Origin of the sequence: Fulvimonas soli (assembly GCF_003148905.1) — a bacterium.
Classification (GTDB): Bacteria; Pseudomonadota; Gammaproteobacteria; order Xanthomonadales; family Rhodanobacteraceae; genus Fulvimonas; species Fulvimonas soli.
In genome coordinates this window covers 237,275-262,080 of record NZ_QGHC01000008.1, presented here as the reverse complement: position 1 = coordinate 262,080, position 24,806 = coordinate 237,275, and the positions used below count along the sequence as shown (strand labels likewise).

The window sequence follows — 24,806 nt, the reverse complement described above, 5'->3', positions numbered from 1 at the left end:
TCTTGCCGCGATCACCGATCAAGCGCTTCAGCATGTCGAGGACCAGCTCAATCAGCGGCCACGAAAGCGTTTACGCTATCGAACGCCTCAGGTGAGGTTCGAGGCATCCTTCAAACGCGGTGCACTTCGCGGTTGAATCCGCCTACAGAATCGGTATCGATCTGCGGGGTCAACAGCGCGGAGGTATTTCCTTCCAGCTGCTTCAGCCAGGCCTCCATGTCTGTCTGATAGGAAGCTACGGTGAGTGGCGAATATGTGCTGGTTGACATGATTATTTGGCTTCCCTGAGATAGGTAAACTGGCACACACCGGTCGGGCCCAGCTGGCTGTCGTCATTAGATTGCAAAGGCTCGTCGATGTTCAGAATATATGAGTCACCCACGCCTGGCAGATTCAAGTCGCTCCACATGGCAGCATCCATGATACTTACCACATAATATTTTCCATGGATCCTCATCGGCTCGTCCACGTTGTCAATAAGACTGCCCCAATAAGGCAGGGACTTGGTTAGCTCCTTGTCCTCGAAAAAGGCAATCAGGACATTGCGCTTGTTGGTCGTTTCATCGCGCCCCGTGCCGCAGTACGTGCCGCGGCTGCGCAATACATAGCCCCGGACTTGCGTGAACGTGGCACCCCATGTGAGCTGTGTCCATGTATAGGGGGCCATTTCCACCACCAGGGCATGGTGTTTCCTTTGCGCCTCGGCGTATTTGGCCACCAGCGTACGCTTTTTTGCCACCTTGTCCGGAGCCTGAATGTTGGGCGGCAACACGTTGGCGTCGTATATCTTCAGCGTCAGCGCTACCGGATCGCCCGGCACGGGCTGCCAGTCCAGCTTCTCGAAATAACCCTGGCCGCCATGCTTCTGTTCGAAGCTGTACTGGCAAAGCTGATGGCGCGTCATCGAGGCCACTCGATCCGCGACAAGCGCCTTGCGGAAGTGCTCGCACAGCCCCGGTTCCCTATCGACCACGTTGGTTGCTTTGGTGGCGGCCTGCGCCACACCCATGGTCCCCAGCAATGCTCCAAGAAGAGTGGCAGTTTTCCACCGCCATGCCTGCAGCTTACCCGAAGGAGGGACGGCAATTTCTTCTCTCAAATCGAGTTCCATTGGCGATCCTGCGTCATAGAGTGCGAGTCCTGAATCATGGTATTTCTCATGGCGGCACAGCCGCTGATAGCAGCCCGCAATTGCGCCATCAGCGGTCGACGCTAAGAGCCTGTTCACGACCTACCGTCGGTCCGGCTATTCCCTCTCCGTCATTCCTGCGAAAGCAGGAGGCGCTTTTCAACAGCCGAAGGGCTGGTCATCCAGTGACTCTCCCTCGAAAAGTCAACGCCGCTGGATCCCGGCTTTCGCTGGGATGACGTTTCATGGGGGGATGCATGGAGGTCGTGAACAGGCGCTAAGGAACCTGAGGCGCGTTGATTGGCGGCCAGGGCGAAGTAGCCAGGAAAAGCAGTCAGTATGCTGCTGGCACGCGCTGTCATTTCAGGCCGAAGGGCGCTGACCGTCCGTACGGATGCCCTCGAGCCATTCTGTCTGCGGTTGCATGCGGCCTTTGGGCTGCCGCGCGCGTCGTTTTCCACGAGCATGACTCTATCCCTGTCAATGGCGTCCTTTGATGTTCTATCTCGCTCCAACCCGGGAAGCCTGTCAACCCGCACGATATTGCGAATCACCCGCGGATGACCGCGGTTCTGGCCTGTGCGAGTCGTGGACTCGTGGAACCCCGGTTTAATTAGCTTCGATGTGTCCCGCGCAAGTGAAGGCCGACATATCAGCACGGCGCCGAACGACGCGACGAACTGCAGGTGCGCAAGAACTTACATGACTTTTTGTGCGCGGATGCTCAGTGGCCGGCGCCCAGCACCAGCGCCACCAGCAGCACCCCGGACAGCAGCCACACGTAGCACCAGCCCACGCACCAGTACTTGAGCAGGGTCATCGGCCAGCCCTGGCGGTAGATGCGCTTCTGCATCACCAGCAGGTAGGCCGGCATCCACAGCAGCAGCGCGGCCTGCACCAGGCCCAGCGGGTAGCCGACCCAGGCCGCGTGGGGCTTCAGCCAGGTCGACAGCATGCCGGCCAGCGCCACCAGCAGCAGGGCGAGGAACAGGAACGCATGGCTGTGCAGCGCCACGATCACGTGCTCCATGTAGAGGCGCCGGCGGAACACGTAGAACAGCTTCAGCAGCAGCGCGAACAGCGGGATCATCACCAGCATGCTCTGCGGCAGCACGCTGAAGAAGCCGGCGACCATGCGCTCGCGGGCTTCCTGGCGGATCCTGGGGTTGCTGGCGTGGAAGCCCGCCCGGAGGTTGCTCTTCAGGTGCTGCTCGAAGGCGGTCAGGCGCGCGTTGACGAAGCCGGGCAGCCAGGCCACATGCACCGGCTCGACCGGCAGCTCCGACCAGTCCCGGTCCCCGTCGTCGTCCTCCACGGCGGTTGGCGATGCCGACGACGCGCCGGCCACCGTCGAGGCCGCGGCCGGCGCGCTGGCGGCGGAGGCGGGCACCGGCGCGGCGCCCAGCTCGGCCAGCCGCTGGTCGGCGGCCTTGCGCAGGCTCTCCTCGGCGACGTGGATGCCCTTCGCCCCGCCCGGGGCCAGGCCCGCGGCGGTGCGGGCGATGCGCAGGCCGTCCAGCTGCCCGCGCAGGTCGTCGCGCACCTCCTGCGCCGTCCCGTCGTGGGCGAAGGGGTTTTCCTCCTGCACGACGGCGGCCGGGGCGCCCCGCGCGCCGGCGCGGTCCAGCACCGCGTTCGCCGCCAGGTGGAAGGCGAAGAAGGCCAGCAGGCACAGCACGAACATCAGCCGGAACGGCGCCACGTAGCGCTGCCGCCGGCCGGCGAAGTACTCCAGGGTGAGGAAGCCGGGCCTGAGCAGCAGCGGCGGCAGCGTGTGCAGGATGCGGCCGTCCACGTGCAGGAACATGTCCATGCCGTCTTCCAGCATGTGGTGCACCGGCTTGAGCACGCTGTGGATGGACTGCCCGCAGTGGTGGCAGAACTCGCCCTCCAGCGGCGTGCCGCAGTTGGCGCAGTGCACGGTCCTGGCTTCGGTCAGCTCGCTCATCCGCATCCCCTTTTCGAGCCGGCGATCTTGGCACAAGGCGCCGGCATGGGCAGCCGCGGCCGGCGGCTCGGCTAGAATGGAGCGCCCTGGAGTTGCCCAAGTCCCATGGCCCTGCTTCCCTCGATCGACCGCGCCCGCGTGGCACGCGAGGCCGGCGCCACCGTGCGCCTGGCGCTGCCGCTGGTGCTGGCGCAGCTCGCCGCGGTGGGCACCAACTTCGTCGACGCGGTGCTGTCCGGCCACGTCGGCGCGCACGTGCTCGGCGCGGTGGCGGTGGGCACCAACCTGTGGTCGCTGGCGATCGTCACCGGCATCGGCGTGATGATGTCGGTGCCGCCCTCGGTGGCGCAGCTGGACGGCGCGGGGCGCCGGCACGAGGTCGGCGCGGTGTTCCGCCAGGCGCTGTGGCTGGCGCTGGCGCTGGGCGTGCTGCTGTGGTTCGGCGTGCGCCACGCCGAGCCGCTGATCGAGCTGATCGGCGTGGCGCCCGGCCTGCGCCGCGACGTGGGCGAGTTCCTGCACGCGATCAGCTGGGGCGCGCCGGCGCTGACCTGCTACTTCGCGCTGCGCGGCCTCTCCGAGGGCCTGTCGCTGACCCGCCCGTCGATGGTGTTCAGCCTGGGCGGGCTGGCGGTGCTGGCGCCGCTGGGCTACGTGTTCATGTTCGGCAAGCTGGGCCTGCCGCCGCAGGGCGCGCGCGGCTGCGGCATCGCCACCGCCAGCGTGCTGTGGCTGGAGATGCTCGGCTTCGCCGCCTTCGTTCTGCGCCACCGCAGCTACCGCGGGCTGGACCTCGCCGCGCGCTTCGAGTGGCCGGACCTGCGCCGCATCGGCGCGCTGCTGCACGTGGGCCTGCCGATGGCGGTGACCCTGCTGGCCGAGGCCGGGCTGTTCGTCGCCACCGGCCTGCTGATCGCCACGCTGGGCGAGGACACCGTGGCCAGCCACCAGGTGGCGATCAACGTGGCCTCGCTGTTCTTCATGATCCCGCTGGGGCTGGCCATGGCGATCACCGTGCGCGTGGGCAACGCGGTGGGCCGCGGCGACGCGCGCGGCGTGCGCTACGCCGGCTTCTGCGGCATCGCGCTGACCCTGCTCACGCAGGCCGTCTCGGCCGCGCTGATGCTGGGGCTGCCGCACGCGATCGCCTCGCTGTACACGCGCGACGCCGGGGTGATCGCGCTGGCCGCGCGGCTGCTGCTGCTGGCCGGGCTGTTCCAGTTCTCCGACGGCATCCAGGTCGCCTCCAACGGCGCGCTGCGCGGCCTGAAGGACACCCGCGTGCCGATGGCGATCACCCTGTTCGCCTACTGGGGCGTGGGCATGCCGCTGGCCTGGTGGCTGGCGTTCCGCCACGGCCTGGGCGCGCGCGGCATGTGGATGGGGCTGATCGCCGGGCTGTCGGTGGCGGCGCTGCTGCTGTTCGCGCGCTTCTGGCGCAGCGCCTGGCGCCGCCGCTGGAAGGCGCCGGCCGCCGCGGACATGACCGCCTCCGCGGAAGCGGCTACCCTGTCCAGCCATTTCTGAGGGAACCGCATGAGCTACCCGCCGCCGCTGCATCGCCGTCCGAACGGCTTCTGGGCCTTCCTGCGCGTGCTTGGCCGCGGCATCAACGTGCTGCGGCTGGTGATCATCAACCTGGTGTTCTTCGGCGTGCTGTTCCTGCTGCTGCTGCTGGTGGCCGGCGGCATCGCCGGCAGCCGCCTGGCGCGCACGGTGGAGAACGGCAGCGTGCTGGTGCTCAGGCTGCAGGGCCAGCTGGTGGAGCAGTACAGCCTCGACCCGCTGCAGCGCACGTTCGCCAGCCTGTCCGGCAATCCGCCCAGGCAGGTGCAGCTGCGCGACCTGGTCGGCGCGATCGACGCGGCGGCGAAGGACCCGCGCATCAGCCGCATCCTGCTGCTGCCCGACGAGCTGCACGGCGGCGGCTTCGCCGCGCTGCGCGAGGCGGGCGCCGCGCTGGACCGCTTCCGCGCCGCCGGCAAGCCGGTGATCGCCTGGGGCGTGAACCTGGACCAGGGCCAGTACTACCTGGCCGCGCACGCCGACCGCATCCTGCTCGACCCGCAAGGCGGGCTGGTGATCACCGGCCTGGCCAACTACCGGCTGTTCTACAAGAACCTGCTCGACCGGCTCGGCGTGGACGTGCACCTGTTCCGCGTCGGCCAGTTCAAGAGCGCGGCCGAGCCGTTCGTGCTCGACCACGCCTCGCCGGAGGCCAAGCAGGCCGACAGCTACTGGATGGGCGGGCTGTGGGACGACTACCTCGCCGAGATCGCCCGGCTGCGCAAGCTGGACCCGGCCGCCGTGCGCGCCGACATCGACGGTCTGCCCGACCGCATCGCCGCCGCCCAGGGCGACCTGGCGAAGCTGGCGGTGGACGAGCGCCTGGTCGACGGCACCGCCACCCGCGCCGAGCTGGAGGCGATGCTGCGCAAGGAAGGCGTGCCGGCCGGCAAGGACGACGAGGGCTTCCGCCAGGTCGCCTTCGCGCGCTACGCCGCGAACGCCGGCAGCGACGGCGCGTTCGCGCCGGGCGTGGCGGTGGTGGTGGCCGAGGGCGAGATCAGCGGCGGCAAGCAGCCGCAGGGCAGCGTCGGCGGCGAGTCGACCGCGGCGCTGATCCGTGCCGCGCGCAACGACCGCCGCACCAAGGCGCTGGTGCTGCGGGTGAACTCGCCGGGCGGCGAGGTCTACGCCGCCGAGCAGATCCGCCGCGAGGTCGAGCTGACCCGCGCCGCCGGCATCCCGGTGGTGGTGTCGATGGGCGACGTGGCGGCCAGCGGCGGCTACTGGATCTCGATGAACGCCGACCGCATCTACGCCGAGCCCGACACCATCACCGGCTCGATCGGCATCTTCGGCATGTACTACACGGTACCGGGCACGCTGGACAAGCTGGGCGTGAGGAGCGACGGCGTGGGCACCGGCCCGCTGGCCGGCGCGTTCGACGTCACCCGGCCGCTGGACCCGAAGGTCGGCGCGCTGATCCAGGCGATCATCGACAAGGGCTACCGCGACTTCGTCGGCAACGTGGCCAGGGCGCGCGGCAAGGACTTCGCGGCGGTCGACGCGATCGCGCAGGGCCGCGTGTGGACCGGCCGGCAGGCGCTGGAGCGCGGCCTGGTCGACCGGCTCGGCGGCCTGCGCGACGCCATCGCCGACGCCGCCGCGCGCGCCGGCCTGGGCGCGCGCTACGGGGTGCGCTACGTGGAGCAGCCGCTGGGCGGCTTCCAGCAGTTCCTGGTCGGCATGAACCAGAACGCGCTGGTGCAGGCCGCGCAGGGCTACGGGTTGCGCCTGCCGGCCTGGGCCGGCCAGCTCGCCGACGCGATGGCGCCGGAATTGAGGCTGCTGCGCAACGCGGCCGCCGGCCGGCCCAACGTGTACGCCTACTGCTTCTGCGCGCCGCGCTGAGCGGCGCGCGGGGCGCGCCCTCAGCCCAGGCACACCGCCTCGACGTTGTTGCCGTCCGGGTCGAGCAGGAACGCGGCGTAGTAGTCCGGCGCGTAGTCGGCGCGCACGCCCGGCGCGCCATGGTCGCGGCCGCCGGCGCCCAGGCCGGCCGCGTGGAAGCGCTCCACCGCGGCGCGGTCGCCGGCGCGGAAGGCCACGTGCGTGGCCGCGCCGGACTTGCCGCCGCCGTACAGCCACAGCGCCGGCGCGTCCGGCGGGCCGAAGCCGGCGTAGCCGTCGCCGCGCGAGCACAGCACGTGGCCGAGCGGGGCCAGCGCCGCCTGGTAGAAGCGCACGCTGGCGTCGAGGTCGCGCACCTTGAGGCCGAGATGGTCGTACATGGTCGTCTCCTTGTCGGGGGATGGATTCAGCGCCGGCGCGCGCGCATCTCCAGCTGCGGCCGCCAGTGCGCGCCGTCGTCGTCGGAGATCTCGCCCAGCCAGCGGAAGCGGTCGGCGCGGATGTCGTGGAAGCTCCAGCGCATCGGCACGCCGGCGGCGGTGCGCCCCTCCTGCACGATGGCCTCGCCCCGCGCGCGGCCGACCTGGGTCACGTACAGGCCGAGCCGCGGGTCGACCCAGGTGATGCGCCACTGGTCCAGCGCCGGCTCGTACATGCGCAGCGTGGTGCCGTAGCGGTGCAGGTAGCCGGGCGGCAGCGTCTCCGGCGGCGTGCCGCGCGCCGGGGCGATCCACACGTCCTGCACCGCCAGCCCCTGCAGCACCCAGCCGAAGTGCCATTCGCCGGCCGAGGCGTGCGTGCCGCCGCCGGGCAGGTGGTCGAGCAGGTCGACGTCCCAGCTGCCGACGAAGCGGCCGTACAGCCGCAGCGCCTCGGCATGCCGCGGGTCGGGGCCGTCGGCGAGCAGGGCGGCGGCGAAGGGCGTGGGGTGCGGGTCGGGCATGGTCGCGTCGCGTGGTCGGCCGGCGGCGCCGGCCCCTTACGCGGCGACCCTAGCCGGCGCCGCGGCGGGGCGCTGTCGGAATCTTGCGCAATGCGCGCACCTGCGCCGCGCGCGCCTGCCGGCGCAGCGCCGAGGGCGCGCAGCCGTAGGCGCGGCGGAACGCCTCGGCGAAGTGGCTGGGCGTGGCGAAGCCCAGGTCCAGCGCGATCGCGGCCAGCGGCGCGGACGAGTCGAGCACCGCGTCCAGCGCGCGGACCAGCCGCACGCGCAGCAGGTAGCGGTGGATCGGCTCGCCCATCGTGGCGCGGAAGCCGCGGGCGAGGTGGAACGGCGAGGCGGCCACCTGCCGCGCCAGCGCGTCCAGCGACCAGTCGCGCTCCGGCTGCGCGGCGAGCCGCAGCGCCACCGCCTGCGCCTGCTCGCGCCGGCGCCGCCGCGCGCGCGGGCCGCGCGGCTCGTCGTGCGGCGCCTGCGGCCGGGCGTGGGCCAGCGCGGCGGCGAACAGGTCCAGCGCGCGCGTCTCGATCTCCAGCGTCGGGCCGCCGTGGCGCAGCGCGTGCCAGAGCAGGCCGCGCTGCAGCGCGGCGGCGGCCGGCAGCGACGCATGCGTGGCGCGGAAAGGATGGCGCTCGCGTTCCGCCGCCGGCGCGTCGAAGCGGGCGAGCAGCTCGCGCAGCAGCGGGTCCGCGGCCTCCAGGGTGAGGCAGTCGTCGCCGCCGGCCGGGTGGCTGACCCGGTAGCCCTCGTCCGCGTTGAAGAACAGCGCCTGTCCGGCGTGCGCCACCACCTCGGCGCCGCCCTCGTGGTGCTTGACGAACACGCCGCGCAGCGGCAGCGCCAGGCTGTCCCGGCCGGCGTGCTCCAGCGCGCCGCAGCCGGCGTGGTCCGGCGTGCAGCAGACGCAGGCGATGCGCAGCAGCGAGCCCTCGTGCAGCGGGTGGTGGCGCAGGGACATGCGCCTACGATAACCCCGCCGCGCGCGCCGTGCCGTTCAGTCGAGCGCGGCGGCGTACCAGTCGCCGCGCCGCTGCACGCTCACCGGCAGGCCGAAGGCCTCGGAAAGGTGCGCGGCGGCGAGCAGCTCGGCCTTGCCGCCCTCGCGCAGCAGGCGGCCGTCGCGCAGCAGCACCACGCGGCCGATCTCCGGCAGGATCTCCTCGATGTGGTGGGTGACCAGCAGCAGCGTGGTGCCGCCGCGCGCCAGCGCGCGCAGGCTCTCCAGGAAATGCCGGCGGGTGGCCAGGTCCAGCCCCGCGCAGGGCTCGTCCAGCAGCAGCGCGCGCGGGCGGTGCACCAGCGCGCGGGCGATCAGCACGCGCCGTGCCTCGCCGGTGGACAGCGCGGCCAGCGGGCGGTCGCGCAGGTGCGCGGCGCCCATGTGCGCGAGCGCCTCGCCGGCGCGGGCGCGCATCGCGGGCGTGACGCGGTGGTCCAGCCCGAGCGCGCGCGCGGCGAAGAAGCCGGCCAGCACGGCGTCGCCGGCGCTGAGCGCGGGATCGTCGGCGAAGTCCTGCTGCAGCGCCGGCGAGACGATGCCGAGCAGGCCGCGCAGCTCGGCCACGTGCCAGCGCTCGCGGCCGAACACGCGCACCGGCGCGCGGCGGTCGTCGCGGGCGAGCGGGTACAGCTCGCGCGCGAGCAGCCGCACCAGGGTGGACTTGCCCGAGCCGTTGGGGCCGAGGATGGCGGTGTGCTCGCCGGCCGCGATGCGCAGGCTGAGGCGGTCGAGCGCGAGGCGCCCGCCGCGCATCACGCTGGCTTCGTCCAGCTCCAGCAGCGGGGCGGCATCGGTGGCGGCGGTCGACGAATCCATGCGGCAACGATGCCGGCAAAGCGCGCGCTTGGCCAGAGCTTGTTCGCGCGCTCTCCGTGCCCCGCCGGAAGCCGTCCGCGCGCGGGCCAGGGAAGGGCGAAGGCGCGCGGGGAGGTGCGATGGATGGCGCCGGCTTTCTTTGAGGAGGGGACGCGGGTCCGCGACGGCGCGGCAAGCGGCCGAGGTTCCGGGCATCGCGGCCGCAGGCCGCTCCCGCGGGGGGGGCGCAAGCCTTGTGGGAGCGGCCCGCGGCCGCGATCGACCTACGCCATGCCCGCCAGGATCGTGCCCCGGCACCGGGTGGAAGAGCACGGCTTTGCCTGGCCAGAGAAGCACGGAGGGGGATGCCGCGAGCGCTGCCTCCACGTCCGCCCGCGCTCCATCCCGCCGGCCTTCCCGGCGCTCTTCCCCGGAAGATGCCGAACACGCGCTCAGGACGCCAGCGCGACGGTGCGGCGCTCGGCGCTGCTGCGCAGGGCCGCCTCGATCACGCGCAGCACGTCGCGCGCCTCCTCGGCGCGCACCGGCGGCGGCGCGCCGTCGCGCAGGCTGGCGGCGATGCCGCGGTAGTAGCTCTCGTAGCTGCCGCGTTCGTTGGACAGCGGCGCGCCGTGGCCCTGCGCGTCGACGAAGCGCGCCGCGTGCGCGGCCGGCTCCTCGCCCCAGCCCGGCATGCCGGGGCGGCGGCCGGCGCGCAGCGCCGCCTCCTGCCCGTCCAGCCCCTCGCGCAGGAAGCTGCCGCGCTCGCCGTGCACCGCGAGCTGCGGGCCGGGGCCGGCCATCAGCGAGGAGGCGCCCAGCCGCACGCGCCGCCGGCCGTAGTGCAGGCGCAGCTCGAAGCCGTCGGGCACGACGGCCTGCGCGCGCTGCGCGAACACGTCGGCCTCGACCGCCTCGGGCCGGCCGAACAGCAGCAGCGCCTGGTCGACCAGGTGCGCGCCCAGGTCGTACAGCACGCCGCTGGCCGGCTCCTCCGCGCGCTCGCGCCAGCCGGGCTTGATCTGCGGGCGGAAGCGGTCGAAGCGCGCCTCGTAGCTCGCCACCTCGCCGAGCCGGCCCTCGGCGAGCACGCGGCGCAGGGTGAGGAAGCCGCTGTCCCAGCGGCGGTTCTGGAACACGCTGAGCAGGCGGCCGTGCCGCGCGGCGAGGTCGATCAGCGCCTGCGCCTGCGCCGCGTCCACCGCCAGCGGCTTGTCCACCACCACGTGCTTGCCGGCTTCCAGCGCGCGCGCCGCCAGCGGGAAGTGGCTGGCGTTGGGCGTGGCGACCACCACCAGCTCGATCGCCGGGTCGGCGAGCAGCGCGCCGGCGTCGGGCAGCGCGCGCACGCCGGGCAGCTCGCGCCCGATCCGCTCGGCGCGGCTGCTGGCCACGGCGTCCAGCCGCAGCCGCGGCTCGGCCTGGATCAGCGGCGCGTGGAACACGGCGCCGGCGGTGCCGTAGCCGATCAGGCCGGTGGCGACGCGCGTCATGCGCGCTCCTCCCGCGGCCGGGCGGTCACTGCCCGGCCGCCTCGATCTGCTTGCGCTGCTGCGCGTCCTGCTGGTCGACCACCTTCTGCACGTCCCGGGCGCGCTGCTCGTCCTTCTTCAGGTCGTCCCACGGCGTGGCCACGCGCGCGGTGGTGGCCGCGGGGACCGGCGCGGCCTGCGGCTCGGGCGGCTTCTGCGAGCAGGCGGCGAGGGCGAGGACGCACGGCAGGACGGCGAGGGCTTTCATGGCGGGACTCCGCGGGCACGGCGGGGACGCCAGTCTGTCGCCGCCGGCGCGCGCGGGCAAGCCGCGGCTTGTTGGCGGGCGGTCGCGCTGGCTAAGCTCGGCGCATGCACAGCCGCATCGACACCTGGCAGCTCGACGGGCACACCGCGCTGATCACCGGCGCCAGCAAGGGCATCGGCTACGCCACCGCGCGCGAGCTGGCGGGGCTGGGCGCCGACCTGCTGCTGGTGGCGCGCGACGAGGACTACCTGGAGCAGGTGCGGCTGGAGCTGGCCGACGATTTTCCCGACGTCGAGGTGCTGGCCTTCGGCGCCGACCTCGCCGAGGCCGAGGACCGCCTGGCGGTGTTCGACTGGATCGCCGACCTGGGCGCGCCGCTCTCGCTGCTGGTCAACAACGCCGGCGGCAACCAGCCGATGGCCACGCTCGACTACGCGCCGGAGGAATACCGCGCGATCTTCGAGCACAACCTGTTCTCCGCCTACGAGATGTGCCGGCTGGCGCACCCGCAGCTGGTGCAGCACGCCAACGCGGCGATCGTCAACGTGGGCTCGGTGTCCGGCCTCACCCACGTGCGCACCGGTTCGCCCTACGGCATGAGCAAGGCCGCGCTGCACCAGCTCACCCGCAACCTCGCCGCGGAGTGGGCGGTGGACGGCATCCGCGTCAACGCGGTGGCGCCGTGGTACATCCGCACGCAGCGCTCGGAGCCGGCGCTGGCCGACCCGGACTACCTCGACGAGGTACTCGACCGCACGCCGCTCAAGCGCATCGGCGAGCCGGAGGAGGTGGCCGCGGCGATCGCCTTCCTGTGCCTGCCCGCGGCGAGCTACATCACCGGGCAGGTGCTGGCGGTGGACGGCGGCTTCCTCAACTACGGGTTCTAGCGGTCGCCGCCCGGCGCGGGAGCGACCCGCCGCCGATGTCCGCCGCCGCGCATCGTCGCCGGGAGATCGCCCGACGCCCGCATCGTCCGCGGCATCGCCGGCGCCATGTTCCGATCCGTCATTCCGGCGCAGGCCGGAATCCAGCAGCGATGCCGCCCGGGCGGGCCGTGTCGCCACAGATTCCGGCCTGCGCCGGAATGACGGCACGACAGGTGGCCGCAACCGGGTTGCCGGCGGCGTGCGTTGTCGATGGCCGCGCGCGTTTTCCACAGCGACTGTGGAAAGCCTCCGGACAAGCCTGTGGAAAGGTGGCGCAAGTGCGCGCGGGCGCGAGCGTTTCGACGGCGTGGCGAAGATCGCGCCAAGGCCCGCGCGGGTTGTCCACAGCCGCTGGGGAAAGCCTGGGAGCAAGCCTGTGGACAAGTGCGCGGCGGCCTTGCGCGGCGGGCACTTGGCCCGGATTGCGCAGTTCCTGCGCAGCGCTCAGCAGCCGCGCAGCTGCGCGGCGAGCTCGCGCTCGCGCGCCTCCAGCGGCGGCTTCTGGCTGTCGAAGGCGCGCTGCAGCTTGCGCTCGTTCTCGTCGTAGGCGTCGCGCAGCGCCTCGCAGGTCTCGGCCGGGCCCAGCTCGCGGCAGCGGTCCTGCACCCAGACGTAGTTGTTGGCGACCAGGGCGGAGCTGACCCGGCCGCGGTTGGCCTCCGGCGCGGACATGCCGGCGGCGCCGCGGTCGGGCCCGTAGACCTGCGACAGCGACTGCTGGAACGCGCCCAGCACGCCGAGCGGGGCCTGGTAGGGCGCCGGGTTGCCGTTGCCGCTCAGGTAGCTCTTGCCGTCGGTGGCGCGCACGCAGCTGTACAGCGTCGGCAAGGGGGCCGGTGGCGGCGGCGGCTCGGGCGGCGCCGCGGCGGCGGGCGGCGGCGCGGGCGCCGGGGCCGTGGCGACCGGGGGCGGCGCCGGCGCCGCGTCGTCGAGCCGCACGGTCTCCTGCCGCTGGCCCGGCGCGCAGGGATGGTCCTGGTAGCTCACGCCGCCGTGGGCCGCGGTGCACTTGAACACCGTCGAGGCCGCGGCCGGCGGGCCGCAGCAGCACAGCAACAGCAGGAGCGGCAGCCGGCGCATGGCGGGCATTGTATGCCGCGGGCCGCGCACCGGCGCGCGTCAGAACTCGACCGCGTGCTCCTCGGCGGCGAAGCCCACGGTGACCGCGCCCTCGCCGACGTTGACCATGCCGGTGATGCTCATCGGCGCCTCCAACAGCCGCACGCCGGTGGCCTCGCAGGCCTCGCGCAGGCCGGCGTAGCCGGGCAGGCCGGGCAGCTCGGACAGGTCGCCGCCGTAGCTCACGCACACCGCCGGCACCAGCAGGCCGGCGCGCACGCGCTGGGCGACGTAGCCGAACAGCGTCTCGGCGCCGTGCTCGAAGCCGCGCACCTTGCCGACCGGGCCGGTCTCGCCGCGGTAGCCGCGCAGCAGCGGCTTGATGTCCAGCGCCGAGCCGAGCACCGCGCTGAACAGGCCCACGCTGCGGTCGCCCTTCTTCTTGGCGCGGGCGCGCAGGTAGTACAGGTCGCGCGGCAGCATGTAGCCGTAGCTGTTGTTGGCGACGTAGGTGAGCCGCTCGCGGATCGCGGCGGGCTGCTCGTCGGCCTGGATCAGCCGCACCGCCTCCACCACCGCCGGCGCCGAGCCGGCGAACAGGCTGCGCGTGTCGACCACGCGCATCAGGAAGGGACCGGGCACGCCGGCCTTCTCGCGCACCTCGCGGTAGTGCTTGAGGATGGCGAAGCTGGCCTTGATGACGTGCTCGTTGATCGGGCTGCGCGTGGCGGTGATGGTGAGGCAGAACACGCAGTCCTGCTCCAGCACCAGCTTCTCCAGGAACAGCCGCTGCACGTCCTCCACCGAGCACGGCTCGGTTTCCGCCGAGTGGCTGCGGCTGCCCAGCTTGAGGTCGAGGAAGCGTCTGATCTCGGCGGGGTTGCGGTCGTCCTTGAACAGCGCGTTGTCCACGCGCACGGCGATCGGCATCACCGCGATGCCGTGCTCCTGCAGGAACGCCTGCGGCAGGTCGCAGGAAGCGTCGATGGCCACACTCATGCGCATGTCGTCATCCCCTCTCGGATCGCGCACGGAACATAGCATGCGCGGCCGTGCCGTGACCCCGGTCGTGCGGCATGGGTTCCCGCCTGCTGCCGGCGTGCCCGCGCCGGCCCGGAGCGGCCGCGGCCGGGCGGCCTTCAGCCGCCAGCCCGTAGAATGGCTTGGGTTCCGATGGGCATTTCGCCGGCGTGGCGTCGCCGGTAACTGCGCGCACCGGGGGCGGTGCGCGATGCAAGGAAACACCATGAAAAGCAAAGAGGAGATCGTCACCAACTGGCTGCCGCGCTACACCGGCACGCCGCTGGAGGCCTTCGGCCAGCACGTCCTGCTGACCAATTTCGGCCACTACGTGGAAATGTTCGCGCAATGGCACGGCGTCGAGGTGCAGGGGCGCGACCGCCCGATGCCCAACGCCACCGCCGACGGCATCACCCTGATCAACTTCGGCATGGGCAGCCCGAACGCGGCCACCGTGATGGACCTGCTCGGCGCGATCCGGCCGAAGGCCGCGCTGTTCCTGGGCAAGTGCGGCGGGGTGAAGAAGAAGAACCAGATCGGCGACCTGATCCTGCCGATCGCGGCGATCCGCGGCGAGGGCACCAGCAACGACTACCTGCCGCCGGAGGTGCCGGCGCTGCCGGCGTTCCAGCTGCAGCGCGGCGTCTCCACCATGATCCGCGACCTCGGCTACGACTACTGGACCGGCACGGTGTACACCACCAACCGCCGCGTGTGGGAGCACGACGATGCGTTCAAGGACTACCTGCGCCGCACCCGCTGCATGGCGGTGGACATGGAGACGGCGACCATCTTCGCCGCCGGCTTCGCCAACCGCATCCCCTGCGGCGCGCTGCTGCTGGTGTCCGACCAGCCGATGATCCCGGAGGGGGTGAAGACCGAGCTGAGCGACCGCAGCGTCACCGCGCAGTTCGTCGAGCGGCACATCCGCATCGGCATCGAGGCGCTGCGGCTGGTGCGCCGCAACGGGCGCAGCGTGAAGCACCTGCGCTTCGAGGACGAGTAACGGCTGTCGGCGAGGCGCTCCTGGCCGGCCGGGGCATCAGGCTCCCGCCGGCAACATTCCGGCCGCGCGGAGCCGCGCGCGCAGGGGATCGAGCCTGTCGCCATAGCGTCCACTGCGCGCGGTATCACGGCGCAACGGCTGTCGCACCTGAGCCGAACTTATCGTGAGGACGGTACGGGGCGTCTGATAGTAGGCAAGACAGGCGTCATCGAAGGGAAGTCCGCAGAAATCCAGCAGGCGGCGGATCTGCGCCTCGGGATCGGTTTGCAGCGCCTCGTAGCTGTGGTCGAAGTACCTGCGGGGGAATTGCCGTTGCCAAAGGTCGCTGAGGCGCTCGTAGCCGGCGTAGTAATCCACCATGTCATCCAGGTCATAGCTGAAATGCACCCCGGTCGCGAACAGCTGGCGATAGCAGGCAAAGCAGGTCTCCAGCGGATCGCGGCGCGAATTCACCACGCAGGCCCCGGGGAGCATCGCCAGCGCCGCACCGACGAAAGCCCAGTTGCTCACGTTCTTGTCGGTGAAGCGGGGGCGCCGCCTTCGCCAGTGGCGGGTGCGCTCCAGATATGCTTCACCCATGCGTCGCCAGTCCTCGGCGGTCGCCGCTGGGACCCAGCGGGGGAAGGGCAGGCCGCGGCGTTTCGATTCCTCGTCCAGAATCGTGGGGAGCACCTGGATCTCGTCGCCTCCCTCGACCTGCGGATGCGACGCGAGGATCTGCTCGGTCAGCGTGGACCCGGAGCGTGGCAGGCACACCACGAAGATGACCTCCTTGCCCAGCGTGGCGTCGAGGTGGGCGGGCAGCGGGCGGGCGAAGGCATCCGCGATCGCATCCACGCGGGCGCGCTCCTCCTTGCGGTCCCAGTACACATGCCGCCGCTTCAACGCATTTGCTTCGCAAATCACGTCGAATGCCGCCGGATAGTCGGCCTGGTCCTCCAGCGCCTTGGCCAGGGTGAAACCGAGCAGGATGCGTGTGGCATCGGGTGTCCCGGGCCGATGGAACAGTTCTCGCAGTTGCGCGGTGTCGCTGTCGCTGAACGGCTCGGTCTTCAGGTTGCCCAGCGCAAACCAGGCGTCGGCGGAGTCGGGCTGCCGACGCAGGGTGTCGCGCAGCATCGCCACGGCCGCGGACGTGTGGCCCAGGTTGGTCAGCACTGTCGCCAGAGCGTTGCGTGCCTTGACATATCCCGGCTCGACGTCCACCGCGCGTTGCAGGGCGTCGCAGGCCTGTTCCATGCGGGAGGATATCTGGAGCGCCCGTCCGAGGTTGTACCAGGCGGTGGCGTCACGGGGCGAAAGTTCGCAAGCGCGTTGCAGGTATGCCAGACCCGCCTCGCTCTGGCCGATTTCGAACAGCGCGCCGCCCAAGCTCATGTTGATCGCGGCATCGTCGGGACGGATGGCGAGCGCATGGCGCAGGTGACCGATGGCCTTGGGTCGGTTGCCGCGCCTCAAGGCGGCGATTCCCGACAGCCGATGGATCTCGGCTCCTTCGGGCGCCAGCGCCAGGGCGTCGTCCAACAGCCGTTCGGCGAGCGCGGCCTGATCGAGGCTCAGCGCTATGCTTGCTTCGCGAAGCAGCCGGATGGCTGCCGGGGGCAGGTCGAGGTCGTTTTCACGTGTCGACGGTGGTGCGGGATGTGCGGTCATGGCCAACGGTTCCTGGCAGGCGGCCGAGGGTGAAGCGCCTGCTCCATGCGCGGCGGCCTGCCGAGGGCCGAGGTATACCGGCGCCGCTCAATGGTGCGGCGGATCCTGGGCGATCTGTGCAGACCAGGCCTCCATGCCGCCCGCGACGTTGTACACCTGACTGAAGCCGTGCGCGGCGAAGCGTTCGGCCACCCCCTGGCTGGAAATGCCACGCTGGCAGATGAAGGCCAGGGGAGTGTCCTTGGGAAGGGAAGCAAGGCTTTCATAGCCCTCGTCTTCGAGCACGCGCGCCTGCGGCAGCGGCGCGGCCTGGGCGCGGCCCGCGGCGGGGCGCACGTCCACCAGCACCACGCTGCCGTCGGCCAGGCGCTGCCGCAGCTCCTGCACGCTGAGCGACTTCACCTCCTGCGCGCCGGGGAACTTCAGGCTCAGGCCCTCGCCCTGCACGGTGGAGACCCAGTCGATCACGATGCCCCTGGCGCGCTGCGCGCTGCCGGGGTCGAAGTGCACCTCGATGCCGTTGCTGGCCGCCACGATGTCGTGGTCGCCGGCCGGGGCGAGCTGGAAGCCGGCGCTGTGGTCCGGGCCGATCTCCAGGTGCAGCGCCAGGCCCTGCGCATCGGCGGTGCCCTGGCGGATCGCCTCGGCGGCCCGGTCGGTGATGGTGATCTCCGGCGGCGTGCGGTCCGGCGCGGCGGCGCCGAACAGCGCGTGCAGCTCGCCGCTGGCGTACATCTGCCGGATGATGTCGGCGCCGCCGACCAGCTCGCCCTCCACGTACAGCTGCGGGATGGTCGGCCAGTCGCCGTAGGCCTTGATGCCCTCGCGAAGCTCCGGGTCCTCCAGCACGTTCACCGTGTGGTAGTCCTCCAGCAGCTCGTTGAGCGTGTTGGTGGCCGCGGCGGAAAAGCCGCACATGGGCTGGTGCCGCGTGCCCTTCATGAACAGCACCACGCGGTGGCTCCTGAGCAGGGATTCGATGCGTTCGCGGGTGGCGCTGTCGAGGGACATGGGGAACTCCGGCTGGGAAGGCGCATTGTAGCGGGGATATGCCGCCGGGGGCCGGGGGTTCAAGGGGAGGGGCGGGGGACGAGGGCGCGTCGCGAGGGCGCGGGTCCGTGCGTGGCGACCCTGGCTTTTGGCGCGGTCGCAAGCGAGCCGCCGCGGGCGGTTTTGCGCCCTCGCCACTCGCCCCTCATCCCTTGCTGCTCATCCCCCGCCTCCGCTGCGCGCCCCCCGCCTCAGGCCGCCGGCCGCAGCTCGCTCAGGTCCGGGCGGCGGCGCGCCAGCGGCGCCAGCGCGAGCGCCGCGGCGGGCGAGGGCAGCAGCACCTCGCGGCTGGCGCGGCCCAGCGCGGCCGGCTGCTCGCACCAGTGCAGCAGCTCCATCGCGCCGGTGTGGTCCTCGACCAGCGCGGTGCAGTGCTCCACCCAGTCGCCGTCGTTGAGGTAGAGCGTGCCGTCGATCGCGCGCACGCGGCCGTAGTGGATGTGGCCGCAGATGTGGCCGTCCAGCCCCTGCTCGCGCGCGGCGGCGGCCACGCGCTCCTCGTAGGCGTGGATGTAGGCCAGCGCGCGGCCGACGTGCGACTTCACGATGATCGACAGCGGCAGGTAGGGCAGCGCCAGCCGCCGGCGCCAGGCGTTGACCCGGCGGTTGCTCCAGCACACCAGCCGGTGCAGCGCCTCGCCCAGGTGCAGCATCCAGCCGCGGCCGATCCGCTCCGGGTCGTACTCGTCGCCGTGGCTGACCCGGTAGCGGCGCCCGTCGGCGCCCTCGTGCACCGCGTCCAGCGCGATCCTCACCCCGCACAGGCTCTGCCCGGCCAGGCCGCGCATCGGCGCGTCGTGGTTGCCGGGGATGTAGGTGACCTCGACGCCGCGGCGGGCCATGTCGAGGATCTCGGCGAGCACCGCGCCGTGGTCGGGATGCCACCAGCGGCGGCGCGCCAGCGCCTCCATGTCGATGATGTCGCCGACCAGGTACAGCCGCTCGCAGCGCAGCTTGCGCAGGAAGTCGAGCAGGTAGCCGGCCTGGCAGTCGGGCGTGCCCAGGTGCACGTCGGAGATGAAGGCGCTGCGGCAGGTGAGGGTGGCCATGGCGTCGCTCCCGGTGGTTTGCCCGGGACGCCAGTCTGCGCGGCGAACATCGCTGCGCGATGGCGGGCAGGTTGCAGCGCGGTTGCCGCGCGGGCTCCCGGGGCCTGCTCAATCCTTCGGGAAGAGCGCCAGACAGTCCTGCGGAATTGAAGCACGGGCGGGTGTGGAGGCAGCGCTCGCCGTGCTTCCATCGCTTCTCGCGCTTCTTCAGCCAAGCAAAGACGCATTCGACGGCGGGCATGGCATCGGGGGCATGGGCGGTCCTGCGTCGGGTTGATCGCGGCCGGAGGCCGCTCCCACAAGGCTTGCGAGGCCCCTGTGGGAGCGGCCTCCGGCCGCGATGCTCGGACCCTCGCCACTTCCGCCATGCTGCGCCGTTGCGGACCGGCATCCATCCCCTTCGCTCCTCCCTGGTCCGCGCACAGACGGCTTCCGTGGGCGCACGGGGAGATCGTGAACAGGCTCTCAGGAGTGCAGCGCTTCCAGCGCGGCGGGGAGGATCGCCGCCGTCCACAGCGCGTACTGCGCGGCATCGGGATGCAGGCCATCGTCGGCGACCAGCTCCGGGTGCCGGCGGGAGATGCCGGTGACGTCGACGTAGCGGCTGCCGGCGTGCGCCGCCTGCCCGCGGGCGAGCGCGTTGAAGGTATCCAGCTCGGCGGCGATCCGCGCCGCGTCGCGGCCGCCCTCGCGGGCGAAGCGGGTGACCCCCCAGTCGGGGATCGACACCACCAGCACGCGCTGCGGCCGGTCGCCGGCCAGCGCGACGGCGCGCGCGTGCAGCGCGGCGAACTGCCCGCGGTATTCGTCCGCGCCGCGGCCGCGGTACTGGTTGTTGACGCCGATCAGCAGGCTGACCAGGTCGTAGGGTGGCGCGAAGGTCTCCCGCTCCATCGCGGCGGCCAGCTCGTCGGTGGTCCAGCCGGTGGCGGCGACGATCCGCGGCTCGTCCATGGCGAGACCTTGCTCGCGCAGTCGCGCGGCGAGCTGCGCGGGCCAGCGCGCCCCGGCCGGCACCGCCTCGCCGATGGTGTAGGAGTCGCCGAGCGCGAGATGGCGCAGGGCCACGCGCCGGACGCTCAGGCGACGGCGGCCGCGGCGCGGCGCGGCTGCCCGGCCGCCATCCGCTCCAGCACGCGCTCCATCCGCACGAACACCTCGCGCAGCTGCTCCGGCGGTGGCAGCAGGGTCAGGCGCAGGTGGCGGCTGGCCGGCACGTTGAAGCTCGAGCCGGGCACCACCAGCACGTGCTCCTCCTCCAGCAGGCGCAGCGCGAAGGCGTTGTCGTCGAACGTGGCGATGCGGTCGGCGCGCACCGAGGGGAAGGCGTACAGCGCGCCGGCCGGCGGCACCAGGTCGAGGTAGTCGCTGGCGGCCACGCCCTCGATCACCTTGCGGCGCGCCTCGTGCAGGCGGCCGCCGGGCGCGGTCAGCGCGTGGATGGTGGGCGCGCTTTCCAGCGCCGGCATCACCGCCCACTGCGCGGTGACGTTGGCGCACAGGCGCAGCGCGGCGAGCAGCTGCAGCGCGTCGCGGTAGTCGCGGCTGCGCGCGGGGTCGCCGGACAGGCTCATCCAGCCCACGCGGTAGCCGCAGGCGCGATGCACCTTGGACAGGCCGCCGAAGCTCAAGGCGGGCAGCTCGCCGGCGACCGCGGCGAGCGGCTGGAACACGGCGCCGTCGTAGAGGATCTCGTCGTAGATCTCGTCGCACAGCAGCAGCAGCCGGTGGCGCGCCGCCACCGCCACCAGCCGTTCGAGCAGGCCGCGCGGGTACACCGCGCCGGTCGGGTTGTTCGGGTTGATCAGCACCAGCGCGCGGGTGCGCGGGGTGACCAGCGCCTCGATCTCGTCCGGGTCGGGCAGGTGGGCGTTCTCGGCCAGGCAGCGGTAGTAGCGCGGCGTGCCGTCGTTGAGGATGGTGGCGGCGCTCCACAGCGGGTAGTCGGGGCTGGGCAGCAGCACCTCGTCGCCCGGCTGCAGCAGGGCGCGCAGGGCCAGGTCGATCAGCTCGCTGACGCCGTTGCCGATGAAGATGCGCTCCACCTCCACGCCCTGCGCGCCGCGCGCGCGCTGCTGCGCGGCGATCGCCTCGCGGGCCGCTTCCAGGCCCTGCTCGTGGCCGTAGGCCTCGCTGTCGCCGAGGTGCGCGGCGATCGCCTCGCGCAGGTGCGCGGGGGTGGCGAAGCCGTAGCGGCCGGGGTTGCCGATGTTGAGCTTGATGATGTCGAGGCCGGCAGCCTCCAGCTCGCGCGCCCGCCGGGTGAGCGCGCCGCGGATTTCGTAGCGCACGTCCGCCAGGTGCGCGCTGGGTCTGATCGGGGCCAACGTCTTGCGTCCTTCTTAGGAACGGCCGTTCTCGGCGGCCGGCCGGGCCATGCTAGCAGCGTCATGGGGGCCGCGCGAGGCGCGCGGCGGCGCGGTTTCGGGCGGTTGGCGGGCGCTGGTGTGGTCTGGATGGGGGCGGTTGCCTGGGGCTCGTTTGGGTGTCGGGTGGCGTTCGGGAGGGTTGGTTTTGGGGGGGTGTGTCGGTTTGGCTGGGTCTGCCTTCAGTGGGGCTTTCGGTGTCTGCCGGCGGGGCTTGCCGCGGCTGGGTCGCCTGCGGCGGGTTTCGGTCGCCTGCCGGCGACCGAGCTACTTTTCTTTGCGGGCCCAAAGAAAAGTAGCCCAAAGAAACGGCCTCGATGAGCCCGCCGGGACTACCAGCCCGCTATGTCGAGGAAGCTGGATCAACGGGGCGCCTCCCGATCTACGGTGCGGCCACCCCGCGACCGCTCGGGAACCGGGGCACAGGGTGTCGCACCACATGCGGTTGGGTTGTGGATGGGTGCGTGCGGCAGCTCGATGCCCCTGAGTGCAGCGTTCTGTCTCTCTTGCTTCGGTTCCCGAGCGGTCGCGGGGTGGCCGCGCCGGCTCCTCTGGAAGCCGCAAGCTGGCAAGGCAAGGCGCAGCCGTGCAGGCTCTTTCCTTTCCCCGGGCTCATCCAGGCCGTTTCTTTCGGTTCCCTTTCTTTGGGCCAGCAAAGCTAAGGGAACTCGCTGGCCGGCAGGCCAGCGAAACCCGCCGTAGGCGTCCCACTCGCGGAAGCGCGCATCGAGCCGAGTCCACGGCAGCAAAAAAACCGACGGGGAGTGGGAATCCGGGAAATCCCCCGATCCACCCCGCACAGGCATAATCGCCCCATGAGCGATGCCGAGACGATCGAACGCCTGCGCCGCATCGGCTGGCGCGGCCAGGCATTGCCGGCCGGCGGCCGCCGGCTGGCGCGCGTGGTGGCGCAGCACCGCGCCGGCTACGAGCTCAACGACGGCAAGCACGGCTTCGGCGCGCAGCCGGCCGGGCATTTCCTCAAGCGCGGGCTGGACCCGGCCGAGCGCCCGGCGGTGGGCGACTTCGTCGAGTACGAGGACGGCCGCCCGCCGCACATCCTCGCCGTGCAGCCGCGCCGCAGCGTGCTCTCGCGCGCGGCGGCGGGCGAGCGCTACGAGCGGCAGACCATCGCCACCAACATCGACTACGTGCTGGTGCTCACCGGGCTGGACGGCGACTTCAACCCGGCGCGGATCGAGCGCTACCTCTCGCTGATCGAGGGCTCCGGCGCGCAGCCGGTGGTGCTGCTGAGCAAGCTCGACCTCGCCGCCGACGCCGACGCGCGCCTGGCCGAGCTGCGCGCGCGCCTGCCCGCCGGCATGCCGGTGCACGCGATCAACGGCAAGGACCCGGCCAGCGTGGCGGTGCTGGCGCAGTACCTCCAGCCCGGCGACAGCGCGGTGCTGGTGGGCAGCTCCGGCGCCGGCAAGTCCACCCTCACCAACACCCTGCTCGGCGAGCAGCGGATGGCCACCGGCGCGGTGCGCGGGCACGACGGCCGCGGCCGCCACACCACCACCCACCGCGCGCTGCTGCCGCTGCCCTCGGGCGGCTGCCTGATCGACACGCCGGGCATGCGCGAGCTCAAGCTCACCGGCGAGGAGGACCTGGACCTGTTCGCCGACATCGACGCGCTGGCCGAGCGCTGCCGCTTCGCCGACTGCGGCCACGGCAGCGAGCCGGGCTGCGCGGTGCAGGCCGCGCTGGACAGCGGCGAGCTGTCGCCCGAACGCTGGCGCAGCTACCTCAAGCTGCGCGACGAGCGCGAGGAGCAGGCGGCCACGCTGGAGGCGAAGCTGCGCCGCCAGCGCGGCGGCCGCCCGCTGGACCGCCCGCACGGCCACCGCCACTCGCGCGAGCGCGAATAGCCGCCGCGGCTTGCGGCGCGCGGCCCGGCAGGCGTTACCATCGGCGCGTCACGGCCGGGGGATGCAGGCATGCAGCGGCTTTCGTCGCCTTCCACGTTCTTCTACAAGCGCGTGTTTCCGGTGCTCTGGTTCGGCCTGCTGGCGGTGTTCGCCGCGGTCTGGGCCGGCGGCGCGGCGGCCGGGCGCGGGGAGGTCCCGTGGATCGCCCTGCTGGCGCCGCTGGGCATGATGGCGTTCGGCTTCGTGCTGTTCCGGCGCCTGCTGGCCGACCTGGCCGACGAGGTGTGGCTGGACGGCCGGCAGCTGGTGGTGAAGCAGCGCGGCGAGCAGTCGCGCATCGACCTGGGCGAGGTCATCAACGTCAACGCCACCACGATGACCAACCCGCCGCGCATCACGCTGATGCTGCGCCACGAGTCGGCGCGGTTCGGCAAGACGGTGAGCTTCGTGCCGGCGGGGCCGCGCGGCTTCCTCGCCGCCTTCAGGCCCCATCCCGTCGCCGTCGACCTGATCCACCGCATCGACGCCCTGCGCCAGGGGGCGGCGTGAGCACGGCCGGCGCCGGCGTCCCCGCCGGCCTGCGCCGCTACGCCGAGCTCGACCAGCGCCTGCTGGCCGCGGTGAAGGGCATCAACATCCTGCCCACCGTGGCCTGGCCGGCCTCGCTGGAGCGCCGGATGATCGCGGCCTACGACCGCGGTCGCTACGTGCTGCCCGAGGTGGGGTACGCGCGCCCCGACCTGGCCGCCGTGCGCGCCGAGCTGGCGGCGATCGAGCGCGAGGCGGGGCGCGAGGACCCGCTGGGCGACTACCTCGCCCGCTCCGCCGAATCCTGGCGCATCGCCGCGCAGATGCTGGAGGCGGTGGGCAGCGCCGGCGTCACCGCGCCGTCGATCGCGCTGTACGGCCGGCCCGGCGACGCCATCCCCGGCAGCGCGCGCAGCAACCTCGACGCGGCGCGCTACTTCGTGGCGCTGTCGGACGAGCTGGGCTCGGACCGGCTGGCCGACGACGTCGACGAGAGCATCCCGGCCGACGTCCTGCGCGACGAGCTGGCGCGCACGCTCGACGGCTTCTTCGGCGCGGGCGCGATCCGCGTGGAGGTCGACCCGGAGCTCACCGCCAAGGCCGCCGCCGGCGCCACCCGCATCCGCCTGCGCGGCGGCACCGCCTTCAGCGGCTACGACCGCCACCAGCTGCTGGCGCACGAGGCCTTCGTGCATTCGCTCACCGCGCTCAACGGCCGCGCGCAGCCGCTGCTGGCCTCGCTGGCGCGCACCTCGCCGCGGGTCACCGCCACGCAGGAAGGGCTGGCGGTGTTCGCCGAGCTGATGTCCGGCGCGATCGACATCGCGCGCCTGAAGCGCATCAGCCTGCGCATCCTGGCGATCGACATGGCGCTGGAGGGCGCGGACTTCGTCGAGGTGTACCGGTTCTTCCGCGAGCGCGGGCAGAACGCGGCCGACAGCTTCCACTCGGCCCAGCGCGTGTTCCGCGGCGTGCCGCTGACCGGCGGCGCGGCCTTCGCCAAGGACAACGTGTACCTGTCCGGCCTGCTCACCGTGCACACCTTCTTCCGCTGGGCGTTCAAGCAGCGGCGCATGGACCTGCTGCGCTGCCTGTTCGCCGGCAAGCTGGCGCTGCACGACGTGGTCAGCCTGGAGCCGCACTTCGCCTCCGGCGCGATCGCGCCGCCGCGCTGGCTGCCGCCGTGGATGCAGCACGCGCACGGCCTGGCCGGCAAGCTGGCCTTCTCGGTGTTCATCAACGGCATCCAGATGGAGCGAGTGCAGCTGGGCGAGCTGACGCTCAGCCTGTAGCCGGCGCCGGCACTGCC

At 72.2% G+C, this 24,806-nt stretch carries 22 protein-coding genes; 7 read left to right on the top strand and 15 right to left on the bottom strand.

All coding sequences use genetic code 11. The features are described from left to right. Positions 1-271: 271 nt before the first annotated feature. Together C7456_RS12410 and C7456_RS12405 are read right to left on the bottom strand one after the other, a co-directional pair. Positions 272-1,111, bottom strand: coding sequence for a hypothetical protein (locus tag C7456_RS12410; protein WP_139942860.1), 840 nt, complete (start codon positions 1,109-1,111; stop codon positions 272-274). A 742-nt stretch (positions 1,112-1,853) separates the two neighbouring features. Continuing rightward, the gene (locus tag C7456_RS12405; RefSeq protein ID WP_109724066.1) at positions 1,854-3,077 is read right to left on the bottom strand and encodes a DUF3667 domain-containing protein; all 1,224 of its coding nucleotides are present in this window, start codon (positions 3,075-3,077) and stop codon (positions 1,854-1,856) included. Between the two features lie 105 nt (positions 3,078-3,182). On the opposite strand from C7456_RS12405, the gene C7456_RS12400 reads away from it, so the two are divergent. Next, entirely contained in the window at positions 3,183-4,604 is a 1,422-nt protein-coding gene (locus C7456_RS12400) for an MATE family efflux transporter (RefSeq protein WP_109724065.1), read from the top strand. Between the two features lie 9 nt (positions 4,605-4,613). Next, the gene (gene sppA, locus C7456_RS12395) at positions 4,614-6,494 is read left to right on the top strand and encodes a signal peptide peptidase SppA (RefSeq protein WP_109724064.1); all 1,881 of its coding nucleotides are present in this window, start codon (positions 4,614-4,616) and stop codon (positions 6,492-6,494) included. A gap of 20 nt (positions 6,495-6,514) precedes the next feature. Here sppA and C7456_RS12390 read toward each other — a convergent pair whose 3' ends face one another. The 6 genes from C7456_RS12390 to C7456_RS12365 all read right to left on the bottom strand — a co-directional run bounded on the left by C7456_RS12390 (position 6,515) and on the right by C7456_RS12365 (position 10,969). After that, the gene (locus C7456_RS12390; RefSeq protein WP_109724063.1) at positions 6,515-6,874 is read right to left on the bottom strand and encodes a VOC family protein; all 360 of its coding nucleotides are present in this window, start codon (positions 6,872-6,874) and stop codon (positions 6,515-6,517) included. Positions 6,875-6,900: 26 nt separating this feature from the next. Continuing rightward, positions 6,901-7,437 carry a hypothetical protein gene (locus C7456_RS12385; protein ID WP_109724062.1) on the bottom strand — a complete coding sequence of 179 codons (537 nt, stop codon included), beginning with the start codon at positions 7,435-7,437 and terminating at the stop codon, positions 6,901-6,903. Between the two features lie 49 nt (positions 7,438-7,486). Further along, positions 7,487-8,392, bottom strand: coding sequence for a helix-turn-helix transcriptional regulator (locus C7456_RS12380; protein WP_109724061.1), 906 nt, complete (start codon positions 8,390-8,392; stop codon positions 7,487-7,489). A gap of 36 nt (positions 8,393-8,428) precedes the next feature. Beyond that, complete coding sequence (locus C7456_RS12375; RefSeq protein WP_109724060.1) at positions 8,429-9,250, bottom strand: ABC transporter ATP-binding protein; 822 nt, start codon at positions 9,248-9,250, stop codon at positions 8,429-8,431. Positions 9,251-9,681: 431 nt separating this feature from the next. Then, positions 9,682-10,722 carry an oxidoreductase gene (locus C7456_RS12370; protein WP_109724059.1) on the bottom strand — a complete coding sequence of 347 codons (1,041 nt, stop codon included), beginning with the start codon at positions 10,720-10,722 and terminating at the stop codon, positions 9,682-9,684. 25 nt (positions 10,723-10,747) lie between these two features. After that, entirely contained in the window at positions 10,748-10,969 is a 222-nt protein-coding gene (locus C7456_RS12365; RefSeq protein ID WP_109724058.1) for a hypothetical protein, read from the bottom strand. A gap of 104 nt (positions 10,970-11,073) precedes the next feature. Here C7456_RS12365 and C7456_RS12360 point away from each other — a divergent pair, with 104 nt between their 5' ends. After that, entirely contained in the window at positions 11,074-11,856 is a 783-nt protein-coding gene (locus C7456_RS12360) for an SDR family oxidoreductase (protein WP_109724057.1), read from the top strand. A 483-nt stretch (positions 11,857-12,339) separates the two neighbouring features. On the opposite strand, the gene C7456_RS12355 is transcribed toward C7456_RS12360, so the two are convergent. Both C7456_RS12355 and C7456_RS12350 read right to left on the bottom strand, forming a co-directional pair. After that, on the bottom strand, positions 12,340-12,975 hold the full coding sequence (locus C7456_RS12355) for a DUF4124 domain-containing protein (protein ID WP_109724056.1): 636 nt from the start codon (positions 12,973-12,975) through the stop codon (positions 12,340-12,342). Positions 12,976-13,014: 39 nt separating this feature from the next. Next, a complete protein-coding gene (locus tag C7456_RS12350) occupies positions 13,015-13,959 on the bottom strand; it encodes a DegV family protein (RefSeq protein ID WP_211306320.1) in 945 nt (314 codons plus the stop codon). A gap of 241 nt (positions 13,960-14,200) precedes the next feature. Between C7456_RS12350 and C7456_RS12345 the strand changes: the two genes are divergently transcribed. Then, positions 14,201-14,980, top strand: coding sequence for an AMP nucleosidase (locus tag C7456_RS12345; protein ID WP_109724055.1), 780 nt, complete (start codon positions 14,201-14,203; stop codon positions 14,978-14,980). 36 nt (positions 14,981-15,016) lie between these two features. Here C7456_RS12345 and C7456_RS12340 read toward each other — a convergent pair whose 3' ends face one another. From C7456_RS12340 to C7456_RS12320, 5 genes are all read right to left on the bottom strand, one after another. Then, complete coding sequence (locus C7456_RS12340; RefSeq protein WP_109724054.1) at positions 15,017-16,633, bottom strand: sulfotransferase; 1,617 nt, start codon at positions 16,631-16,633, stop codon at positions 15,017-15,019. 87 nt (positions 16,634-16,720) lie between these two features. Continuing rightward, positions 16,721-17,644 (bottom strand): Grx4 family monothiol glutaredoxin, encoded by a 924-nt coding sequence (grxD, locus tag C7456_RS12335; RefSeq protein WP_109724053.1) that lies wholly within the window; start codon positions 17,642-17,644, stop codon positions 16,721-16,723. Positions 17,645-17,874: 230 nt separating this feature from the next. Beyond that, positions 17,875-18,732, bottom strand: a complete 858-nt coding sequence (locus C7456_RS12330) for a UDP-2,3-diacylglucosamine diphosphatase (protein ID WP_109724052.1) — start codon at positions 18,730-18,732, stop codon at positions 17,875-17,877. A 465-nt stretch (positions 18,733-19,197) separates the two neighbouring features. Then, positions 19,198-19,800: an SGNH/GDSL hydrolase family protein gene (locus tag C7456_RS12325; RefSeq protein ID WP_109724051.1), complete on the bottom strand. Its 603-nt coding sequence runs from the start codon at positions 19,798-19,800 to the stop codon at positions 19,198-19,200. A gap of 11 nt (positions 19,801-19,811) precedes the next feature. Continuing rightward, positions 19,812-21,059 carry an aminotransferase class I/II-fold pyridoxal phosphate-dependent enzyme gene (locus C7456_RS12320; RefSeq protein ID WP_109724050.1) on the bottom strand — a complete coding sequence of 416 codons (1,248 nt, stop codon included), beginning with the start codon at positions 21,057-21,059 and terminating at the stop codon, positions 19,812-19,814. An 854-nt stretch (positions 21,060-21,913) separates the two neighbouring features. Between C7456_RS12320 and rsgA the strand changes: the two genes are divergently transcribed. From rsgA to C7456_RS12305, 3 genes are all read left to right on the top strand, one after another. Then, a complete protein-coding gene (gene rsgA / locus C7456_RS12315; protein WP_109724049.1) occupies positions 21,914-22,969 on the top strand; it encodes a ribosome small subunit-dependent GTPase A in 1,056 nt (351 codons plus the stop codon). 69 nt (positions 22,970-23,038) lie between these two features. After that, positions 23,039-23,518, top strand: a complete 480-nt coding sequence (locus C7456_RS12310) for a hypothetical protein (RefSeq protein ID WP_109724048.1) — start codon at positions 23,039-23,041, stop codon at positions 23,516-23,518. After that, the gene (locus tag C7456_RS12305; protein WP_109724047.1) at positions 23,515-24,789 is read left to right on the top strand and encodes a peptidase MATCAP family protein; all 1,275 of its coding nucleotides are present in this window, start codon (positions 23,515-23,517) and stop codon (positions 24,787-24,789) included. The genes C7456_RS12310 and C7456_RS12305 overlap by 4 nt, the downstream gene beginning before the upstream one ends. The last annotated feature ends 17 nt before the right edge of the window (positions 24,790-24,806 follow it).

Excerpts from the sequence above, each read along its gene's own strand:
- C7456_RS12410 (WP_139942860.1), bottom strand. The coding sequence starts at position 1,111 with ATGGAACTCGATTTGAGAGAAGAAATTGCCGTCCCTCCTTCGGGTAAG.
- C7456_RS12405 (WP_109724066.1), bottom strand. The coding sequence starts at position 3,077 with ATGAGCGAGCTGACCGAAGCCAGGACCGTGCACTGCGCCAACTGCGGC.
- C7456_RS12400 (WP_109724065.1), top strand. The coding sequence starts at position 3,183 with ATGGCCCTGCTTCCCTCGATCGACCGCGCCCGCGTGGCACGCGAGGCC.
- sppA (WP_109724064.1), top strand. The coding sequence starts at position 4,614 with ATGAGCTACCCGCCGCCGCTGCATCGCCGTCCGAACGGCTTCTGGGCC.
- C7456_RS12390 (WP_109724063.1), bottom strand. The coding sequence starts at position 6,874 with ATGTACGACCATCTCGGCCTCAAGGTGCGCGACCTCGACGCCAGCGTG.
- C7456_RS12385 (WP_109724062.1), bottom strand. The coding sequence starts at position 7,437 with ATGCCCGACCCGCACCCCACGCCCTTCGCCGCCGCCCTGCTCGCCGAC.
- C7456_RS12380 (WP_109724061.1), bottom strand. The coding sequence starts at position 8,392 with ATGTCCCTGCGCCACCACCCGCTGCACGAGGGCTCGCTGCTGCGCATC.
- C7456_RS12375 (WP_109724060.1), bottom strand. The coding sequence starts at position 9,250 with ATGGATTCGTCGACCGCCGCCACCGATGCCGCCCCGCTGCTGGAGCTG.
- C7456_RS12370 (WP_109724059.1), bottom strand. The coding sequence starts at position 10,722 with ATGACGCGCGTCGCCACCGGCCTGATCGGCTACGGCACCGCCGGCGCC.
- C7456_RS12365 (WP_109724058.1), bottom strand. The coding sequence starts at position 10,969 with ATGAAAGCCCTCGCCGTCCTGCCGTGCGTCCTCGCCCTCGCCGCCTGC.
- C7456_RS12360 (WP_109724057.1), top strand. The coding sequence starts at position 11,074 with ATGCACAGCCGCATCGACACCTGGCAGCTCGACGGGCACACCGCGCTG.
- C7456_RS12355 (WP_109724056.1), bottom strand. The coding sequence starts at position 12,975 with ATGCGCCGGCTGCCGCTCCTGCTGTTGCTGTGCTGCTGCGGCCCGCCG.
- C7456_RS12350 (WP_211306320.1), bottom strand. The coding sequence starts at position 13,959 with ATGCGCATGAGTGTGGCCATCGACGCTTCCTGCGACCTGCCGCAGGCG.
- C7456_RS12345 (WP_109724055.1), top strand. The coding sequence starts at position 14,201 with ATGAAAAGCAAAGAGGAGATCGTCACCAACTGGCTGCCGCGCTACACC.
- C7456_RS12340 (WP_109724054.1), bottom strand. The coding sequence starts at position 16,633 with ATGACCGCACATCCCGCACCACCGTCGACACGTGAAAACGACCTCGAC.
- grxD (WP_109724053.1), bottom strand. The coding sequence starts at position 17,644 with ATGTCCCTCGACAGCGCCACCCGCGAACGCATCGAATCCCTGCTCAGG.
- C7456_RS12330 (WP_109724052.1), bottom strand. The coding sequence starts at position 18,732 with ATGGCCACCCTCACCTGCCGCAGCGCCTTCATCTCCGACGTGCACCTG.
- rsgA (WP_109724049.1), top strand. The coding sequence starts at position 21,914 with ATGAGCGATGCCGAGACGATCGAACGCCTGCGCCGCATCGGCTGGCGC.
- C7456_RS12310 (WP_109724048.1), top strand. The coding sequence starts at position 23,039 with ATGCAGCGGCTTTCGTCGCCTTCCACGTTCTTCTACAAGCGCGTGTTT.